15 protein-coding genes are annotated in these 19,005 nt (G+C 52.3%); 6 read left to right on the forward strand and 9 right to left on the reverse strand.

What is annotated here, in order from left to right; all coding sequences use genetic code 11:
- Positions 1-229 precede the first annotated feature (229 nt).
- Positions 230-2,017 carry a single-stranded-DNA-specific exonuclease RecJ gene (recJ, locus tag SH451x_RS04715; RefSeq protein ID WP_479361289.1) on the forward strand — a complete coding sequence of 596 codons (1,788 nt, stop codon included), beginning with the start codon at positions 230-232 and terminating at the stop codon, positions 2,015-2,017.
- Positions 2,018-2,053: 36 nt separating this feature from the next.
- Here recJ and SH451x_RS04720 read toward each other — a convergent pair whose 3' ends face one another.
- From SH451x_RS04720 to SH451x_RS04730, 3 genes are all read right to left on the reverse strand, one after another.
- Complete coding sequence (locus SH451x_RS04720; RefSeq protein ID WP_479361290.1) at positions 2,054-2,719, reverse strand: 3-keto-disaccharide hydrolase; 666 nt, start codon at positions 2,717-2,719, stop codon at positions 2,054-2,056.
- Between the two features lie 29 nt (positions 2,720-2,748).
- Positions 2,749-3,534: an alpha/beta fold hydrolase gene (locus SH451x_RS04725; protein ID WP_479361292.1), complete on the reverse strand. Its 786-nt coding sequence runs from the start codon at positions 3,532-3,534 to the stop codon at positions 2,749-2,751.
- Positions 3,535-3,841: 307 nt separating this feature from the next.
- Positions 3,842-4,429, reverse strand: coding sequence for a hypothetical protein (locus SH451x_RS04730; protein WP_479361293.1), 588 nt, complete (start codon positions 4,427-4,429; stop codon positions 3,842-3,844).
- Positions 4,430-4,943: 514 nt separating this feature from the next.
- Between SH451x_RS04730 and SH451x_RS04735 the strand changes: the two genes are divergently transcribed.
- A complete protein-coding gene (locus tag SH451x_RS04735) occupies positions 4,944-5,375 on the forward strand; it encodes a VanZ family protein (protein WP_479361294.1) in 432 nt (143 codons plus the stop codon).
- Here the strand turns inward: SH451x_RS04735 and SH451x_RS04740 are convergent.
- On the reverse strand, positions 5,311-6,360 hold the full coding sequence (locus tag SH451x_RS04740) for a DNA polymerase III subunit (protein WP_479361295.1): 1,050 nt from the start codon (positions 6,358-6,360) through the stop codon (positions 5,311-5,313). The genes SH451x_RS04735 and SH451x_RS04740 overlap by 65 nt on opposite strands.
- Before the next feature lie 229 nt (positions 6,361-6,589).
- Between SH451x_RS04740 and tpx the strand changes: the two genes are divergently transcribed.
- Together tpx and rbp are read left to right on the forward strand one after the other, a co-directional pair.
- Complete coding sequence (gene tpx / locus SH451x_RS04745; protein ID WP_479361297.1) at positions 6,590-7,108, forward strand: thiol peroxidase; 519 nt, start codon at positions 6,590-6,592, stop codon at positions 7,106-7,108.
- Between the two features lie 483 nt (positions 7,109-7,591).
- The gene (gene rbp, locus SH451x_RS04750; protein WP_479361298.1) at positions 7,592-8,020 is read left to right on the forward strand and encodes an RNA-binding regulator; all 429 of its coding nucleotides are present in this window, start codon (positions 7,592-7,594) and stop codon (positions 8,018-8,020) included.
- 102 nt (positions 8,021-8,122) lie between these two features.
- On the opposite strand, the gene hemE is transcribed toward rbp, so the two are convergent.
- Both hemE and map read right to left on the reverse strand, forming a co-directional pair.
- On the reverse strand, positions 8,123-10,000 hold the full coding sequence (gene hemE, locus SH451x_RS04755) for a uroporphyrinogen decarboxylase (RefSeq protein WP_479362879.1): 1,878 nt from the start codon (positions 9,998-10,000) through the stop codon (positions 8,123-8,125).
- Between the two features lie 181 nt (positions 10,001-10,181).
- Positions 10,182-10,982 carry a type I methionyl aminopeptidase gene (gene map / locus SH451x_RS04760; RefSeq protein ID WP_479361299.1) on the reverse strand — a complete coding sequence of 267 codons (801 nt, stop codon included), beginning with the start codon at positions 10,980-10,982 and terminating at the stop codon, positions 10,182-10,184.
- Positions 10,983-11,418: 436 nt separating this feature from the next.
- Here map and topA point away from each other — a divergent pair, with 436 nt between their 5' ends.
- Positions 11,419-14,118: a type I DNA topoisomerase gene (gene topA / locus SH451x_RS04765; protein ID WP_479361300.1), complete on the forward strand. Its 2,700-nt coding sequence runs from the start codon at positions 11,419-11,421 to the stop codon at positions 14,116-14,118.
- A gap of 114 nt (positions 14,119-14,232) precedes the next feature.
- Here topA and SH451x_RS04770 read toward each other — a convergent pair whose 3' ends face one another.
- The 3 genes from SH451x_RS04770 to SH451x_RS04780 all read right to left on the reverse strand — a co-directional run bounded on the left by SH451x_RS04770 (position 14,233) and on the right by SH451x_RS04780 (position 17,439).
- Complete coding sequence (locus SH451x_RS04770) at positions 14,233-16,074, reverse strand: M61 family metallopeptidase (RefSeq protein ID WP_479361301.1); 1,842 nt, start codon at positions 16,072-16,074, stop codon at positions 14,233-14,235.
- 158 nt (positions 16,075-16,232) lie between these two features.
- The gene (locus tag SH451x_RS04775) at positions 16,233-16,883 is read right to left on the reverse strand and encodes a hypothetical protein (protein WP_479361302.1); all 651 of its coding nucleotides are present in this window, start codon (positions 16,881-16,883) and stop codon (positions 16,233-16,235) included.
- 262 nt (positions 16,884-17,145) lie between these two features.
- Positions 17,146-17,439 carry a hypothetical protein gene (locus SH451x_RS04780; RefSeq protein WP_479361303.1) on the reverse strand — a complete coding sequence of 98 codons (294 nt, stop codon included), beginning with the start codon at positions 17,437-17,439 and terminating at the stop codon, positions 17,146-17,148.
- A gap of 138 nt (positions 17,440-17,577) precedes the next feature.
- Here SH451x_RS04780 and SH451x_RS04785 point away from each other — a divergent pair, with 138 nt between their 5' ends.
- Positions 17,578-18,993 (forward strand): IMCp domain-containing protein, encoded by a 1,416-nt coding sequence (locus tag SH451x_RS04785; RefSeq protein ID WP_479361304.1) that lies wholly within the window; start codon positions 17,578-17,580, stop codon positions 18,991-18,993.
- The last annotated feature ends 12 nt before the right edge of the window (positions 18,994-19,005 follow it).

Below are 19,005 nucleotides of genomic sequence, written 5' to 3' on the forward strand. Positions count from 1 at the left end.
GAGTCGCGACGGACTGGGACTATTTTACTTGAAAGTTCGTGAGCGTACGGTACCACCGGCAATTACTGTTTTCATTTTTGCACATACTAGGTTAGTCGAGCAGTCGGCGCGGAGCGTTTCGGGTGTGCAATGAGGTCGAATCGAGCTACAATCGCGGGTTATTAAATTTTGAACCCAAATCGAGAAGCGATCTCTACGGAGCGCACTGACAGGGATTGGACAAGACAGCATGGAGAAGATCTGGCGATGGATTCCGTCTGATACGACGGTAATAAAAGAGATCATCAAACAGACCGGAATCTCCCCGGTGATTGCGCAGTTGCTAGCGATTCGTAAGATCAATGATCCCGATCGTATTCGGGCTTTCTTAGAGCCCAAGCTGACAGATCTTCGCGATCCAGAACTACTGCCCGGCCTTAATCAGGCTGCCGACATTTTGTTCGCTGCGGTGAAGGCCAACAAGCGCATCGTAATTTACGGCGATTATGACGCGGATGGCATGACCGCGACGTCGATCTTGGTTAACTGCCTGAAGGCGCTTTCGGCTGACGTGACATATTTCGTTCCGAATCGGCTTGAAGATGGTTACGGGCTCAGCTGCGAATCGTTGCGAATGCTTGCTCAGCGTGGTCGTGAAGTCGTCGTGACGGTTGACTGTGGGATTTGTTCGGTGGAAGAGGCCAAGCTGTGCAAAGAGCTGGGTCTGCAGTTGATCATTACCGATCACCATCAAATGGATCAAGAACTGCCATGTGCTGATGCCATTGTGCATCCGGCGTTGCCTGGAAGCGATTATCCATTCGCGGGCCTTTGTGGTGCAGGGGTTGCGCTCAAGCTGGCTTGGGGAGTTTGTCAACGGGCCAGCAATGCGACACGTGTTCTTCCGGCGCTTCGCGAATATTTACTCGATGCACTTTCGCTTGCGGCGATCGGTACCATTGCCGACGTTGTCCCTTTAATCGATGAAAATCGAGCGCTCGTGCGTCATGGCCTGGCCACGCTGAACTCGAGGCCGACCGTTGGTCTTTTAAAGCTTCTGGACCTAACAAATTTGTTAAGCAAGAGCTCGCTGTCGACTGAAGATATCGCATTTTCGCTGGCTCCGCGGTTGAATGCTGCCGGGCGGCTTGGTCAAGCACAGCTAGCGGTCGAGTTACTTACAACAGACGATTCGACGCGAGCCGAAGCGTTGGCTGCTTACTTGCAAAAGCTGAACGGCGACCGAGAAACGCTCGAACGCAGTATGGTGCTTTCTGCGATGAAGCAAATCAAAGAACAGTACGATGCCGACAACGATCCTGCGTTCGTATTAGCAGCTCCACAGTGGCATCCGGGCATCATTGGCGTTGTCGCGGGACGCATTGCGGAAAAGTTTCATCGCCCCACGATTATCATCGCTCTAGATGCGATTGGGCAAAAGCCGGGAACCGGTTCGGCAAGGTCTCCCTCGCATGTAAATCTTCATCAGGCCCTGATGGCCTGTCGTGATCATTTGGTAACGTGCGGCGGGCATGCGGCGGCGGCGGGGCTGAGGATCGTCGAGTCCAATCTGCCAGCCTTTCGCGCGGCTTTTTGCGAGTATGTCGCGTCGCAGACGAAGAATACATTGGTTCAGCCCGAGATTTCGATCGATGCTCAGGTGCACTTAGGTTCGCTCGATTTGGATACCGTGACCAAGATAGACCAGATGGCACCGTTCGGTGCGGGAAATCCGCGACCGATCTTGGCTGCAACCAATGTTCGACTCGCGGAACCGTCGAAGCCGATGGGGAATGGCGATCGCCACTTCGCCGGACGTTTCAAGCAGGGCAGCACCATCCTGCGTGGAATTGCCTTTGGGCAAGGAGAGTGGGTCAGTAAGTTGAACGAATCAAGCGCCCCTATCGATATCGCATTTCGACCAGTGATCAATGAGTTCAACAATCATAAACGCGTTGAGATGCACGTTGTCGACTGGCGGTTCAGCAAGACAGCTTCGGCCAGCACTGCGACCGAAGCAGCAATTTCAGCGTCGTAACGCTGGTCGCCTTAGGACTCATTCACAAACTAGGTGTCAAAGTTTCTGAATGGTAATATCCTTGAATTGCACCAAGGTCTTGCCATCGCCATGGACTTGCAGGCCAATTTTACCTTCTTGGGATATCGAATCGTCTTCTTCGGTGTAATCGATTGCTGGGACGCCATTGACCCAACTCTGGATGCGTTTTCCTTTGGCAACGATTCGGATTTCGTTCCATTCGTTCTTTTTGACAGCGGCGGCAACTTTGTCTAGTTCTTTCGATTCGCTGATGACCTTGTTGCGTCGTGATTCATCATAAAGTTTTCCCCACCAGCCATCTCCGACGTCGACTTGATAGCCGCTCATCTCTGGACTGCCCTCAACGCGGACACTTCGGATTTGAATTCCCGAATTGACAAAGCCTTCCGTCCCTTGCAAGCGAACAGTGACTTTCAGTTCGAAATCGTCATAGCTGTCCTTCGTGGATAGAAATGTGTTGTGAGGAATGTTCTGGCTCAAATCAATTGAACCACCAGTAATGACACCCTCGTGAACGCTCCACCACTTTTCATCCTCGGGCAGCGTTTCCCAGCCGTCAAGCGTCTTGCCATCGAACAGCGTGTGAGCATCATCGGCGGTCGCTATCGTGGCAGAAAAGCTCGCCAAGATGATGGCAACTGACGCGAGTACGCGAAAACGAACGTGGAGTTGGTGTAACATTTACATACCTAGGGGTTTGAGAGGTCTGTTTAGATCGATCCTAGAAAGCTCAATAGAAGCTCGTTAAATCGTTTTGGTTGTTCGATTGGTGAGAGATGTGCTACATCATCGATCGCTTCGAATTTGGCATTTGGCATAGCTCGCGCCATTCGCTGCATCGTTTCCGTGGTCGCAATCTCGTCATCGGTTCCAGCAACTACCAACGCCGGAACTTTGATAGATTCTAACCGATCCGTAAAGTCGATGCGCTTCGCCATAGCCAGTTGGGCTGTCGCAATTGTTTCCGGTGGGACATCGAACATGACTGACTTGAGCCATTCTCGGAGGTTTGGATCCTGCATGACACTGTGTTCTGACACAACTTTGTCGACCATGGCAGCGACAGCGGCTTCGGTTCCTTGGCTGAGTGCCGTATCAGCCGATTGTTGGCGCGTTTGGATCGCCAGCGAGTTATCTGCCGTCGCTTTGGTGTGGCAGAGCACGAGAGCTTTTAGCCGCGCGGCATGTCGCTGCCAAAATTCGAAAGCGATGTATCCTCCCATAGAGAGCCCGACTAACGTGAAAGGCTCATTAACATCTTGTTGATCCAGAGCGTTGGCCAAGTCGTCAGCGAAGGCTGCCATGCTGGGCATATCGGAAGGTTGGACTGGAGTAGCCTTGCCAAAGCCAGGTAGGTCAACCAGTACGACTTGATAGGAATCGCAAAGAGGTTCAATTTGGTTTTGCCATAGGCGTCTATCAAGAGGGTAGCCGTGCAAGAATACAACCGGCGAGCCGGTCCCGTGAACTTCAAGTGAGCTGCGTGCAGAAGTCAAAACGTACGCCTTGGGTGATTGGTCGGAGACGGAGCGGTTTAGAAACTGAACCCTCTGTCATAACCGTAGACGGATCACTGGGCAAGACAAGTGACCTTAAAACTTGGCCCTGTATGCACTTGGCAAAGAACGTTGGACGGGTCTTCCGGCCCGTTTTATTCAAATTCGCGCGCGGAACTGGAGACCCGCTCGACTGGTTTTCCGAACAACGTTGTTTCGAAGCTAGGGTACTAACCGCGCGTTATTTGCTACTTCAACATACATGAAGTGCGATGTACGGAAGTGAAGTTTGCTTGAAGGATGCAGCCTACCTCTTACGGCGACTGCGTTTGCCTCGTCGGAAACGGTCAAAGCGATCTGACGAGCTTGGCCGATACTCACAGGGGCTGCTTACGGTTTCTTCATCAGAGCAGTCCTCTTCTTCTAAGAATTCTGTAGCTTCACCGCTGGGAGACGGGGCTTCAGCAGGTTCCTCAGGGCAGTATTGTTCGACCGAAGATTCGTGCTGTTCCACCGCGGCTACGGGTGGGTCAGAGATGCCATCCAAGGTAGCTTCCGCATCAATCGAAGGTTCTGCTGCTACAGAGGTTTCTTCGTCGATGAAAGAATGCCGCGGTGGAACAACACTACGGGGCAGGTTTGGAGCCAGTTTCAATAGCAATTCGTCGACCGCACGTTCGCGATCGTTAAGCGCCGACTCGCGTTGAGCGAGCAATTTTTCCCGAATCTCGGCATCCCGAGTTAAGCGGAACAACTCGCGCAGGACGTCTCCGACATTGTCAGCCCAAGATCCGCAGTCGTCGAGATACCGGTGCACAGCAGACTGCAATTGTCGAACATTCCGCGACGATCTAACCGAGAGTGTATCGCGGTTTTCGTTTGACTTTTGCTTCACGATTTCCTTCTCCGAACTGCAAAGCGGACAGCAGATGAGGAGCTCATTTGCTGTTTGTGACTAAACTTTGGACGTATCTAAAACATAGGTTGCGATTCTTGGGCAGGTCGAATCAATTCGGGATTTTTTTTGAGTCCAAGATGAGCTTCAGATTTAGCCCCCGGAAGGAAGCATGGTCCGGCAGTATTGCCTGCCCGCTGAATGCTTGGTCGGGAACAAACAGCGACGAGATCCCCAAGCCAAGTGACGCAGGCGGGGAAAAATTTTCCGAGGACGCGTGGAAGTCGAATTCGCTTCTTTACCGCCTAATGTGCGAAAAGGCCCCGCTAATTATTAATCTTTTCATTTCGCGTAGCAATTTGCTCTAATCCAAATAAGGTTAAGGGCAGAGCCCCAATTAGAGCCTAAGATTGCTGGTGCGATTCATTAAGAATCGCATGCGTTCGGGACACGACGTTGTACGTCCTGATCAGCTAAAGTTAGTTACACGGAAGTTGTGAAGCGAAAAGAGCCAATGAAAAATCGAAAAGGGATGGTTAGAACCACAGTTTATGGCGTTCGCATCGCTACGGTTCTGTTGATACTGTACTGGCTGGCCATTTTTACTGGCACACACTGGCCCCGTGTCAGTCTTCCGCGAATCGACAACATAGATAAAGTGTTTCACTGCGTTGGCTTTGCTGGGCTGGCTTTCTTGATGGCGTGGGCGATACCAACCCAGATCGGCAAGCCACGTTGGAACGTCTTGATCGCTGCCGTTGTGTGCGTCAGTTACGCTGCTATTGACGAGTTCACGCAGATTCCGGTTGGCCGAACTGCGGATGTGGCTGACTGGATGGCTGATTGCTTGGGCGTGTTGCTCGGGTTGACAGCATACTTGGTTACCCGGACTTTGCTCTGGCGACATCTACGATTCTCGCCAGCTCAGCTACCCATGCCACAATAAGTCCCGCGGGCGTTAAGTTCCTGTCGACTTGACCTTGGATATTCAAGGTTGCTGCGATCGCGCGAGTAGACGCGTCTGGGTGCAAACGTCTGTTTCTCGGATTTGAATTCTGAGGTTTCCCCGCCTCTAGATAACTCAAGCGTAAATCGGTGCGATATTTTTCGATGACGAACTGGGTCATCATGCGTAGATAGTCGCGCCGGGTTTGCCCATCATCCGCGACCTGCTTAAGAGCTCCTTCGATCGTTTTGCTGAGCTTTGCAATTGGTAGCGGCGACTGTGCAAGCATGGCGTTGATTTCTTCGTGCAGCTTGCTGGTCGTTTCGTCCTGCATTTGTCGGGCAAGGCCCAGTGTACCGTCACTCCGCTTCGCAACGGCAAGTGCCGATTCGCGAGAGTCACACCATCCGAGCCGCACTAGCAACTCTGCAAGTTCGGCGTGGTGAAGAGCATTGAAGCGAATCGTTTGAGTACGTGAGCGGATTGTCGGCAGCTGTCGCTGTTCGCTGCGAGCGATGAGGAAGATGAGCGAGCCGGCGGGCGGCTCTTCCAATGTTTTTAGCAATGAATTGGCCGCCTCGGTTGGCATGTAGTCGGCGTCGTCGATGATGGCAATTCGGCGTTGACCGTAAAACGGCTTCATGCGGATATCATGACACAAACCCTCTCGCATGCGGCGTTCGTCGCTACCGACTAATAATTCCAGCGGCAATGTCGACTTGTCTGGCGGCTTGCTGATTTGAATCAGATCGGGATGCGTATTCGCTTCCACTTGTGCGCAACCTTCGCAGCGATTGCAGATCGTCATTTCGCCGGGGCTGCGACGCTGGCAAAAAAGAGTCTTCGCAATTAGCCGCGCGAACGTCCGCTTTCCGATCTCAAGCGGCCCAACCATCAAAAAACTGCTGGCTAGCCGATCTCTCTTGATCGCTGTTTGGAACCACTCTCGCTGTCGATCGTGTCCTAAGAATTGTTCCCAGTCCATGCAGGTGTTCAAAAATGGTTGCAGTGATGTAGATGTGTTGTCGGCGAGCCCTTAAGGAGAGCAGCCGTCTATGATATCGCTAGTTGGACGACTTTAACAGCGAGTCGGCGGGCTTCATGGAGCGTTCGCGTCAATGGGGGTTGGGGAATTGTGCGATGTGCGGTAATCTCAAATCTTTCCAAGTCCTTTATCTACAACACCTTCACTTTTTACTAAGGCAATTTATCCGATGGCAAGAACTGGCGTAATCAAATTCAAAGGCAATCCGATGACTTTGATCGGTAACGAAGTCACTGCAGGTCAAGTCGCTCCGGACTTTACCGTGCATTATTTTCAAGACGGTCTGAAGACAATCACGCTGGCTGACCTGCGTGGCAAGCCAACCATTTTGAGCATTGTTCCGTCGCTTGATACCGGTGTTTGCCAAATCCAGACAAAGCGATTCAACACCGAGTTGGGCAGCATGGGCGACAAGATCAATGCCGTTACGATCAGCCGTGACTTACCATTTGCGATGAACCGATTCTGTGGTGCGGAAGACATCAAGAATGTCAAAGTCGGTTCCGATTATCAAAGTGGCAAGTTTGGCCAAGATTGGGGACTAACCATCGACGAATTGAAACTGCTTGCACGTGCTGTTTACGTTTTGGATGGCGAAGGCAAAGTCGTGTATGGCGAAATCGTACCAGAAGTTACGCAGGAGCCAAATTACGAAGCTGCCATCGAAGCATTAAAGAAATTGGTATAGGCAAAATTTGGTGCGGCGTTAACGCACTTACCGCATGTCGCTGAACGGCTGACGAGCCAACCTGCGATTATCTAACTGAAACCTGGAGTTTGCTTACCATTCTCCAGGTTTTTTTCTGCGCGAACTGCCAAAGTTGTGCCCCCGCTTTTGTCGGCAGCGGAGTGTTTTCTGCCTGTAGGCCGCTCAAAAAGTAGGTCAAAATTTTGTTGACATTGCAAAACGGGTGCTCGATAATTCCCGACAGTGCGGCCTCGAAATATGCAATAACGCGAAAAGCCATCGTCGTCTGCAAGGATGCATTGCGACAGTTGTTTTTGGCGATTGTTATTCGAGAGCCGATTTTTTTAGCGTGCTTTTTGAAAGCAAGATCTGGTTCACGTAAGTCGGATTTGAGCGCAACCGGAATGTACATTACAAAAAGTAGGCCCAGGTATTGGAAGTCCAGCTGTTGCTTGGCATAGTTTTTGGTAAAGGTTTGGTTAGGTGACGAATATCTACGTCGGTAATCTCTCATATCGCGCAACTGAAGATGAGATTCGGACTGCATTTGAGCGTTTTGGTGAAGTTGCGAAAGTAAGTATTATCATCGATCGGGAGACTGGTCGATCACGCGGATTCGCGTTTGTTGAAATGTCCAACAACGAAGAAGCTCAGTCTGCAATTGAAGGCTTGAATCAGCAAGAAATTGCTGGTCGGAGGGTTTCGATCAACGAAGCTCGTCCTCGCGAGGAACGTCCTCGCGGTGAGTACCGTGGCGGCGGAAACGGTGGAGGTGGCGAGTATCGCGGCGGCGGCGGGGATTTCCGTGGCGGCGGCGGCGGGGAATATCGCGGTGGCGGTAACGGTGGCGGCGGTCGCGATCGTGGCGAACGAGGACGCGAACGCAGCGATCGAAATCGAGACCGCTATTAAAACGCAGGCTATTCTTGGATTGCGAACACTTGGTTGCGCTTGAAAAAGCCCCTCACCCCTCTCCCTTGAGTACAGGGGCGAGGGGAGTTAAGAGGTTTTAAGTTATTTTGCTGATAGCTCGTGAACGGCGTCGACTAGCGAGATAACATTTTCCACGGGCGTGTTAGGTAAAATGCCATGTCCCAAATTGAAAATGTGACCCGGCCTGCCTCCGACCAGATCTAGCAGCGCCTTTGCAGCTTGCCGAATGGTCTTTGGATCGGTAAAGAGGATCGTTTGATCCAAGTTGCCTTGAACAGCTCGGTCCTTGCCAATCATATCCCACGCGCGGTCGATTTCGATTCGCCAGTCAACGCCAACAACCGTTCGAGAATCGCCTCGCAGGAGCGGTAGCAACATTGGATTACCTGTCGCAAAGTTAATTACAGGAACCGAGGCATTGATGCCCGCTAGCAAACGACGCATGTGCGGCAGAATGAACAACTGGTAGTCATTGGGTGATAGGCAGCCAGCCCAGGAATCAAACAACTGCACGCACTGGCAACCGGCATCGATCTGCGCATTTAAGTACAAGATGATGGAGTCGACTAGCTTTGACATCAGCGTTTCGAAAGCGAGTGGATCGCCAAACATCAGGGCTTTGGTATGCACGTAGTTTCGCGAGCCGCCTCCTTCGATCATGTAGCTTGCCAAAGTAAAAGGCGATCCCGCAAAACCTATTACAGGTTTGTGTGCCGCAATTGCTTGACGGGTCATTCGGACCGTATCCGGCACGAACTGGAGGGCTTGCATATCGGTCAAGGCCGTGACGCGATCGATGTCTCGTGGGACTCGAATCGGATTGTGGATTTTGGGGCCGTCTCCCGCTGCAAATTCGAGTTCCATACCCATCGGCTCCAGGATCGGCAGTAAGTCGGAAAAAATAATCGCGGCGTCTACGCCTAGCTTTTCCACTGCCGTGACCATGACTTCTGCGCAAAGATCGGGACGTTTGCACAATTCAAGAAAGCTAATCTTGCTGCGAACGCTTTGATATTCTTGCATGTACCGTCCAGCCTGCCGCATCAGCCAGATGGGTGTGACGTCGGTAGGCTCTCGACGCGTCGCTTTCATGAAAGGGCTATTTTGAACTACATCGTTAGGATCGATTGCCGGTAGCGAGCTTTGGTTCATGCTGGGTTCATCTTTGGAGAGCACTTTGATCGTTGAGCGTTTGGTTTTTAGAATTCGCGCTGCGTGCGCGGCTGCTTCCGACACCAAGTGCCCCATTTTCGGATGTTCGGGTTCATGATCTACAGGAAGTTCTAAATGTTGCATCATTTCCGTAGTCGTTGGCCCGATGGAAATAACCGCCATCTTCTCAAGCGCAGTCCGCAGTGATTCTTCGGCATTTAGCGAACGAGACATTCGAAGGAGGTTAACAACCTGATGCGCACTCGTGACTAGCAGGCAGTCGCGCTGCCCGGCAATGATCGCTTCGATGTTCATCTCGAGCGGCTTGGTATCGATGGGAAGTTCCCATTGATAAACGCGAACTTGAGCAACAGTTGCCCCACGAGCTTCAAGGCCTGCCATCAGCGACCGATTGGTTACGCCGTATTCTTGTACTCCGACAACTTGCCCGCCGATTGGTACACTTTGGTCGATGGTCTGCAGCAACTCTCGCCAAGTATTTGGTTCGGGGACGCGGAACGTTGGTTGCAAGCCAAATTCACGCATGGCAGCCATCGGTTTTGGGCCGCGCACGATAGTGGTGATGTCGGACAAAGCGTTAAGGAATTTTGTTTTGTCGACATGTCGCTCGACCGATGCAAGCAACTGTTTGAAGCCGACTCCGGTCAAAAAGATGACAATGCTGATTTCGCCTGTCATCACACGATAAGCGAAATCGATCGCTTCACGGTTGGCTTCAATAGGAATCTCGCGCATCGAGGGCGAAACAAAGGCTTGACCGCCAAAGCGTTCGATCAGCCGCTTCATGTCGTCACTGCGACGGCTTTCAAGTGCGGCGACGCGTAAGCCCTGAAAGCTGGCGGGTTGATCAGATTCCTGCGACACGAGATTCCAGATGGTTGATTGTAAGAGACGGGCAGTAAACGCGATTCAGTAAGTTTACGCGACGAACAAACTGCGCGGGGTGAAGTTAAAGACGCGAACCGGACTATCCAAAGATATGCCCCTGTTGCGGCCCGTTTTCAGTAAGTGTCAAGATTTCCGGTCCGTCTTCGGTCATCAGAATTGTATGTTCAAACTGAGCAGACAGTTGACCATCCCGCGTCCGCACCGTCCAGTTGTCTTTCGGATCGACGCGTCCAAAGCGACTTCCGACGTTGATCATTGGTTCAACCGTAAAGCACAGACCGGGTTCCAGCCGATCTTGTCGCGACTTGCGATCTGCCACGTGAGGAATGTTGGGGAACTGGTGGAATTTTTTTCCAAGGCCGTGTCCGACGTATTCACGCACCACGGAAAAGCCTGACTTGGTGGCTAGATCAACGACTGCATCACCGATGCAACTGACGGTACACCCTGGTGTTAATGCATTGATGGCGGCATGCATAGAATCGAAAGCGCATTGAGTCACGGCGACGGCCACGCTACTACATTTGCCGATCAAGAATGTTTCAGATTGGTCGCCGTGCCAGCCATCGACAACCGTCGAGATGTCAACATTAATGATGTCGCCTTCGCGCAAGGCGGTTTCGTCAGGCATTCCGTGGCAAATCACTTCATTGATGCTTGTGCAGCAGCTCTTGGGGAACCCGTGGTAGCCAAGCGTCGCCGGGGTGTGTCGGTGCTTTACAGTGTATTCGTGCACGATCCGGTCGATTTCACCGGTTGTTATCCCGGGTTGAATAAAGCCGCGGACATGGTCCATCAGTTTTGCATTGAACTGACAAGCGCGTCGCATCAATCGGCGTTCAGCTTCTTTCAGATATAACTTCGGGTTGGTTTGCAACATGGGACAAATAGGGTGGCGATGGGCGATAGACTTTCAACGCAAAATTCTATCCAACTGACAAGAACATTCCTAGCGTCTGGTGATTTGGAGCTTACCTTAGCAGCACTTTTTTTCCAGCGACAAATCGATCCATTTGCATCGCTTGCATGTCGTGCGAGGCCGATAGGACGCAGAATTAGAAAAGTTTCCGGTTGACAAAGCTCGATTCTGTTCGCACAACGACGCTGGTTGCCTGTTGGGAGCGTTGCGGTTACGCTAGCCCCCCTACCATTTATTGTCTGTTAGGTAGACGACGCAGGCTTTCGGCCCCATATTGGACGCCACGAGAGGCTTGCCGCAATAAAAGGCGGAGCCACCGAAGATTTACGAGTCGCAGATGTCTACAGCGCAATTTTATCGCCCTGCAATTTTATCGCCCGAAGCTGACGCGGATTAAATGAGTGACCAAAAGAAAAAGGCACTGGTGATTGTCGAATCGCCGGCCAAGGCCAAAACTATCGCAAAGTACCTGGGAAAGGGCTACCAAGTCGAAGCGTCGATCGGTCATATTCGCGATCTGCCGGGAGGAAAAAAAGAAGTTCCTGAGAAGTTCAAGTCCGAGCCGTGGGCTTACTTAGGCGTGAATGTCGACGATAAGTTCGAGCCCGTCTACATCATTCCGCCCGAGAAAAAAGCCCAGGTCACCAAACTAAAGGCAGCTCTCAAAGACGCCGACGAACTCTTTCTCGCGACGGACGAAGACCGCGAAGGAGAGGCGATTTCGTGGCATCTGCATGAAGTTCTCAAGCCTCGAGTCCCCGTCCATCGCTTGGTATTTCACGAAATCACGCGGGAAGCGATCCAAAACGCTTTAAAAACGACGCGGCAAATCGACGAAGGGCTGGTCAAGGCTCAGGAGACGCGGCGAATTCTTGACCGCTTGTACGGCTACGATGTTTCGAATCTGTTGTGGCGAAAGGTGGCTCCCAAGCTTTCCGCTGGTCGCGTCCAAAGCGTTGCCGTCCGCTTGATTGTCGAGCGTGAACGCGAACGAATGGCCTTCCATTCCGCGACGTATTTTGACATTTCGGCCGAATTCGCCACAGCGAAGAATGAAAAGTTTTCGGCGAGTATCACAGAGTACAAGAATCGTAAGCTGCCTAGTGGCAAGGATTTCGATGCTGCAACTGGCAAGCTGAAAGACAACGACTTCTTGCTGTTGGATCAAAAAGCGGCCGACGAGCTCCGGGACGTCCTTCGCAGCGGTAAATATAAAGTTCGGTCGGTCGAAGTTAAGCCGTTCGTTGAACGCCCTAAGCCTCCTTTTACCACCAGTACGCTTCAGCAAGAGGCGGGGCGCAAGCTGCATTTTACCGCACGGCAGACGATGCGAACGGCGCAGAGCCTCTACGAAAATGGCTACATTACCTACATGCGTACTGACTCGACGACGCTCGCCAAGGTAGCCGTCGACGCGGCGCGAGACCTCGTCCGCTCGCAGTACGGCGAAGAATTCCTGCACCCAGCCGAACGTAGCTACGCCACAAAAGTAAAAAACGCTCAGGAGGCCCACGAGGCCATTCGTCCGGCCGGTCATCCGTTTCAGAAGCCTGAAGCTATCCGCAGCGAACTTGATCACGACCAATTTCGGCTATTTGAGCTGATCTGGAAACGCACCATCGCTTCGCAGATGGCTGACGCTCGCAAAAAGCGTATCACAGTCGTCATCGAAGGAGAGAATGCACTCTTTCAGGCGTCGGGGACTTCGATCGAATTTGAAGGCTTCCTGCGTGCTTACGTGGAAGGCAGCGATGATCCAGAGGCCGAACTAGCCCAACGAGAACGGCTGCTGCCCGATTTGCGCGAGTCGGAAAGCCTTTCGGTCGCGAAGATGGACGCTCTGTCGCATACGACACAGCCGCCGGCTCGATTCACCGAAGCGTCCCTCACCGCTGCCTTGGAAGAACGTGGTATCGGGCGACCAAGTACCTATGCGTCGATCATCGATACTATCCAGTATCGCGATTATGTCTTCAAAAAGGGTACAGCACTTGTGCCCAGCTGGACTGCTTTTGCTGTGATTCGATTGTTAGAAGAAAATTTTTCTAACTTGGTCAACTACAAATTTACGGCGGAAATGGAAGACCATCTGGATGAGATCAGCCGGATGGAACGTGAAAATCTCGTTTACTTGCACGATTTCTATTTTGGTAACGCAGACAGTACTGCTTCGCCAGGTTTGCGGCCATTGTTGGAGAGCAAGATCGCGGAGATCGATCCGCGCGCTGCTTGCAGCCATCCAATCGGTCGCCCCGACTCGGGCGAATTCCAGGATGAAATCGTCGTCCGTGTTGGAAAATACGGTCCGTTTTTGGAACAAGGCGAGCGCAAGGCGAGTATACCTGCTGAACTTGCGCCCGATGAAATCAATATTGAATCTGCGTTGGCACTCTTGGAGCAACAGGCTGCCGGCGATGCACCGCTCGGAACCGATCCCGAATCAGGGCTCGACATATTCGTGAAGGTCGGACGCTTCGGGCCCTACATTCAATTGGGCCAGAAAGAGGACGAAGGCAAACGTAACGTCTCGTTGCCCAAGGGTACTAGCCCCGAACAAATCACGGTCGAACTTGCACTAAAATATCTGTCGCTTCCGCGCCAGTTGGGTGTTCATCCCGAACATGGCTATAAGATTGTGGCTTCGATCGGCCCGTTTGGTCCGTACATCAAAGGCAAGGACAAGGACTATCGTTCTATCCCGAAACAAATGGATGTTCACGAGATTACGCTTGAAGAAGCGGTTGAGATGCTGAACCAGCCAAAGGCTGGACGGGGTGGTCGACAAGCGACGCCGCCGATTAGAACTTTCGAAGCGTCGCCGGTTACCGAAAAGCCAATTGAAATTCGGGACGGAAAGTATGGCAAATATTTGACAGACGGCGACACCAATGCAACGCTTCCAAAAGATGCTGTCATTGAGGAACTTACGTTCGAGCAAGTGGTAGAGATTCTTGCCGAGCGAGCGAAAGTTGCTCCAAAGAAGGCCAAGCGAGGAGCAAAGAAAGCAGCCACGAAAGCGACAGGGACGAAGAAAGCCGCCAAGAAAAAAGCGGCCAAGAAAACGACCAAAGCGGTAAAAAAGAAGGCATCCGAGTAGGTCCGACCGCTCACTTCAGTTGAATTTAAATAGCCTCGGTGATTCCCAATTGCAACGGCAGCGGTATTCAATCTGGGGGGTTACTGGTTCTCCCGCCCGATAGCTGGTTAAGTCTTAACCTAGCCAGCTAATGCGATTCTCCACTGCACTAGCGGTGGCAGCGGAATTTAATTCTAGCTTCCATTCGCTAGCGCTTTCGGCAAGACAAACTTTTGCGGTCGACAAAGTCTCACGGCGGAAATAGCTCACCTCGATTTCGGCACCCGCCATGAATCGACTTAACATGCTGTTGACACCTGAGGAGGATACACGAATTCCGTTGATCGCAACTAGTTCGTCATCCACTTGTAGGCCAGCCAAGCTGGCCGCCCCGCCCCGCGTAATCTTGCTGATTACGGCGCGACCGTCTTGCGTCCGAGTTTCGCAACCTAAAACGCCAGCACCAACGCGCGTCTTATTTGGCAATTCCTCAGGTGTGTTCCCTGACGGTACTTGCCTAACAAACGCAAGGGCTTGTAGTGCGGCTTCACTTGCCACCGATGAAATGACCTGTAGGCCGAGATATTCAAAGGCTTCGGCGAAATCAAGTTCTTCGGCGGACCGTATGTGTTTGTCAAACCAGGGCTGCCAATCATCAGGCGCAGTTTCGGCCACGATCGCTTCGAAGTTTGCACAGGTGTAGCCGCTTGCAAGGTACCGCTCCCATAATGTCCGCATTACATCATCTAGCGATCGAGCGTTGCCGGTCAGCTTGCGGATGCGAACGTCGAGCAACCAAGCGACCAACGCACCTTTGTTGTAATAGCTGATTCGCGCGTTCGCTGCGTTTTCATCTGGCCGATATAGCTTGATCCAAGTGTCGAAACTTGATTCGGCTAAAGACTGGACGAGCCGACCAGGAGCTGTCATCACTGTGCGTAACTGACGACTCAATCGCTCCAGGTATTCGGCCTGATTGCATAAGCCGGCGCGGTAGACCAACAAATCGTCGAAATAACTCGTGATGCCTTCAGCGATCCACAGTTCGGAGAAATGTTGTTCTTTGCGATAATCGTACTTTTTCAGTGCCCGCGGTCGAAGTCGTCGCACGTTCCATGTGTGAAAGAATTCATGACAGACTAACCCCAACCAGTCAACGTAGGACTTGCGATCGTACATGGTCCATCGTTCCGTCATCAGCACGGTGCAGTTGTCATGCTCCAATCCGCCATAGCCGCCCAAAATCAGATTCTGAAAATCGTACTGGCTGTACGGAGCGTGTCGCCAAAATTTGATTACTTCGCGAACAACGGTCGCTACGTCCAGAGCTGCTCCGGCGTGGTCCCAATACGAAGCATCGCTGGTGCTGACCAAACGATGCTGAACTCCTGCGACCTCGAATTTCTCGATCGCCAGCTTTCCGATCAAGAGCGGACTGTCGACTAATTCGTCAAAGTCCTTTGCAACGAGGGCGTGCGAATGTGTTGCTCGATCGGGCTTGTGTTCTGTGTCGACCGCAAGAGAGCTGACCAAGTCCGAGTGCTCGTTCAGGCCGGCGATGAGCAAGGAGTGCGGGTGAGTGCGAAACGCTTCCGACGTTATGAAAGTGGCTGCACCGGTCAAGAAACAAAAGTCGGGCTCAACCCAGTTTGTTCGCACACTTTTTTCTCGAGCATAAACGCGATAGGCGATTTGGATCGATTCGCGTTCTGTCGACCACCGAATCAACCAGGCATCCTTAGACATCTTTTTCAACGTCGCCGGTTCCGGCTGGACGTCATCGCCAATGACTCGGATTGATTCAATCTGACGAGCATACTCGCGGACTAGGTAAGAACCTGGAGTCCAGGCCGGCAGATAAAGCTCGAGCTCGCGTGTACCAGCGACAAAATAGCTTGCCTGAACCTCAATGAGGTGTTCGCGTGCTGATGAAAGGTCAATGTTGTAAGCAACAGGGCGTTCAGCAGAGAGAGGCATAATGAATCCATTCGAGCGATCGAGGTAGCGAATCTGTAGATTCTGTGCAATTTTGCCGGTTCGGCAAGCTTCCTTTGGTTTGATATGAGCGCAAGAAAAAACCGCAGCTGAATATCAGCTGCGGCCTTATCTTGTTTGTGCTAAACGCTTAAAACAAATTAAGCACTTGGAGCATCGCTAGCAGATTCAACTGCATCTGCAGCTGGATCAGCCGATGGAGCTGGTGGAACTACAGTTCCGCTTTCGATAACGCCACCGTCAACTGTGGTGCTTCCACAAGTTGCACAAGCTGGAGCGCTTTCGTAGCTTACTGGCGAGTAAACTGGGCTGCTTGAGCAACCGCAGCTTGGAGCTGCAGCAACTTCGCAACCACAGCTTGGAGCTGGAGCAGCTTCGCAACCACAGCTTGGAGCTGGAGCAGCTTCGCAACCACAGCTTGGAGCTGCAACTTCACAACCACAGCTTGGAGCTGCAACTTCGCAACCGCAGCTTGGAGCTGCTTCGCAAACTGGAGCAACTTCACAACCGCAGCTTGGAGCTACTTCGCATACAGGTGCTGGCTCGCAGCATGCTGGTTCTGGAGCACAACCGCAGTCGCTGCTCTTACGAGCCTTAAGCTTCGCCAAAAGTCCGCCGCCGCCGCAATCCTTGTTAGCGTGCAACTTTGAGAACAAACCACCGCCGCTGCATTCCTTCTTCGCATGCAATTTAGCGAACAATCCACCGCCACAACCAGCTTCCGCTTGGCCGGCCAATGCAAAACCACTGATGGCTACCGCACAAAGTACGACGTTTACCAATCGACGCATCAAAAATACTCCCAACACTAAGGACTATGGGGCGCTCAACATGTTTCTAGACTCACCGGGAAACAACGTCACCGCGACGAAGCCCCTTGCCCCGAGCAATTACCCACTCGGCACTTCACAATCGGCAGAAAATAACGACTGGGTAAAATGCGCAAGACAGATAATTTTCAATCAGGCTAACGTTTGGTGGTGGCGTGTCAACAAGGCCAGCTCCGAGAAATGCTGCAATTCCTGTTTTTTGAAGATTTTCGAGTTGTCGTAGTCAGTCGAAAACGATCGCTTCATCGGCCACTAAGCTGACAATCCCGCCATTAACGGGATATAGCCACTTCTGATCGCTCGAAAGTAGACCTTGCGACGGAATCTCCGAAACGCTACGACCATCACGGTGAAAATATTGGTTTTTTCGAACCCGCGACGCATCTGCCTCCCATTCGCGACGATAAAAGCGAACGAGAGGCGAGCCACTGATCGGGCATTTCAAAATTGCCAGTACCCAGTCAGGAACAAATTCAGAGGAATTCGAAAGCGATCCAACGGTGTCCGCACTAGGCATCGTAATTTTTTCCTTATTGCCGAGGTCTGTCCCGGACTATTACAAAAGGTGTCCGGCCATCCAAGTCCGCGGTGAGTTTAGCTTAAAGAATCCTAGTCTAGTATTGTTAAGATCAACGATTTGCGGCGTCTAATCATCATGACATCACGCACTACACCCAAAAAAACGCTGACCGTGGGCCTGATTGGTTCGGCCACTATCCTTGGCGTTGCCAATCAACAATTGGCTCAATCGCCCTCGGCATATCTAACTCCCGCGCCGATTCCATCGAGTTCGGCGCAAAACCCGACGGCAACCCTCGCCCCGACGGGAGTCAATACGGCGGCGAACGCTTCGTCAAACTCACAGGCTGTGCCAGCCGCAACAGCCACTGCCGGCGCCAGTTCGCGAATCGTCTACACCTTTCGTGATCCCCGCAACGGCATCATCTACGACCGTTACGAAGAACCAGAAAACGTCCCGGGGCTGCAGTGGAAAACGGAAGTCGTAAAAGAAAAGAGATGGGTCCCCAAACTCGTAAACAAAACAGTCAAGGTTACTCAAGTCGAATACCAGCCGGTCTATTCCTACAGACAAGAGCAGCAAATCATCAACCGGTGGAATCCACTCGCCACGCCGCAAGCGACGACGAAGCTCGTTCCAGTGGTGGACTACCAACCCGTCAATAAAACGGTCGACCAGGTCGTCCAAGTCCAAGAATATGTCGAAGAGGAAGTGTCTCGGGAAATACCGAGGTTGGTTCAAGTCACAGAGAGCCGCGTGCACTATGTTGATAGACCGCGACCGGGACAGAATGTTCCCGCCGAGACTTCGGTAGCAGCTACAGCCGTTCCTGCAAATCAAGTAGCATCCAGTCCGACGAACTATGCGACATCGCCAATCAACGGAGTGAACTCTTACGCAGCGTCTGGTTATGGTCAGGTCGCACCGCTAGGATACAGCCCGACTCAGTCGATCGCTGTGCCGTCGCCGGTATTCCAATTGGTTCCGCAATCGAGTATCGTTGCAAATCAGCCTAGAGTTCTCACTGCCCCTATAGCGCAAGCGGCGCCAGGCCTGAACACAAATTATGCCCAAGCACAGGTCCTACCGCCGCAGACTGTTGCCACACCCGCGACAGTTGCACTTGGTAGCACGCCGCGTTTCAATCTCGCGTCGCTGAATCCATTTAACGCAATTCCCAAGAACGCGTCGCCTGTACCTACGACGACAGTGGCAGCACAAACTAGCACCACGGCGTCTCGACCCTTGATTCAGTGGCCAGGTTGGATGACCAGCAACGGGCCTATTTTCAAGACGAGTGTTTTTAAAGAAGATCGCTCGTTGCCAGGTGTAACACCGCCTGCGGCCCTGGCGAGTTCTGGGAACGGAGCGTTAGCGTTCGGCAACACAAACTCCTTACCAGTTGGCGATACTGCAAGGCAGTTCTCAAATTCTTCTAACGCTTCGGGTTTGCAACCGCAAATGACAATGCAGCCGACGCCGAACCCTTACTCGGTTGCAACTCCACGCACGGCCGAGCAAGGCGGTATGCCCGCAACAGTGCTTCGCTAGTCGAGCGACTTG

The organism is Njordella aestuarii (assembly GCF_056494165.1).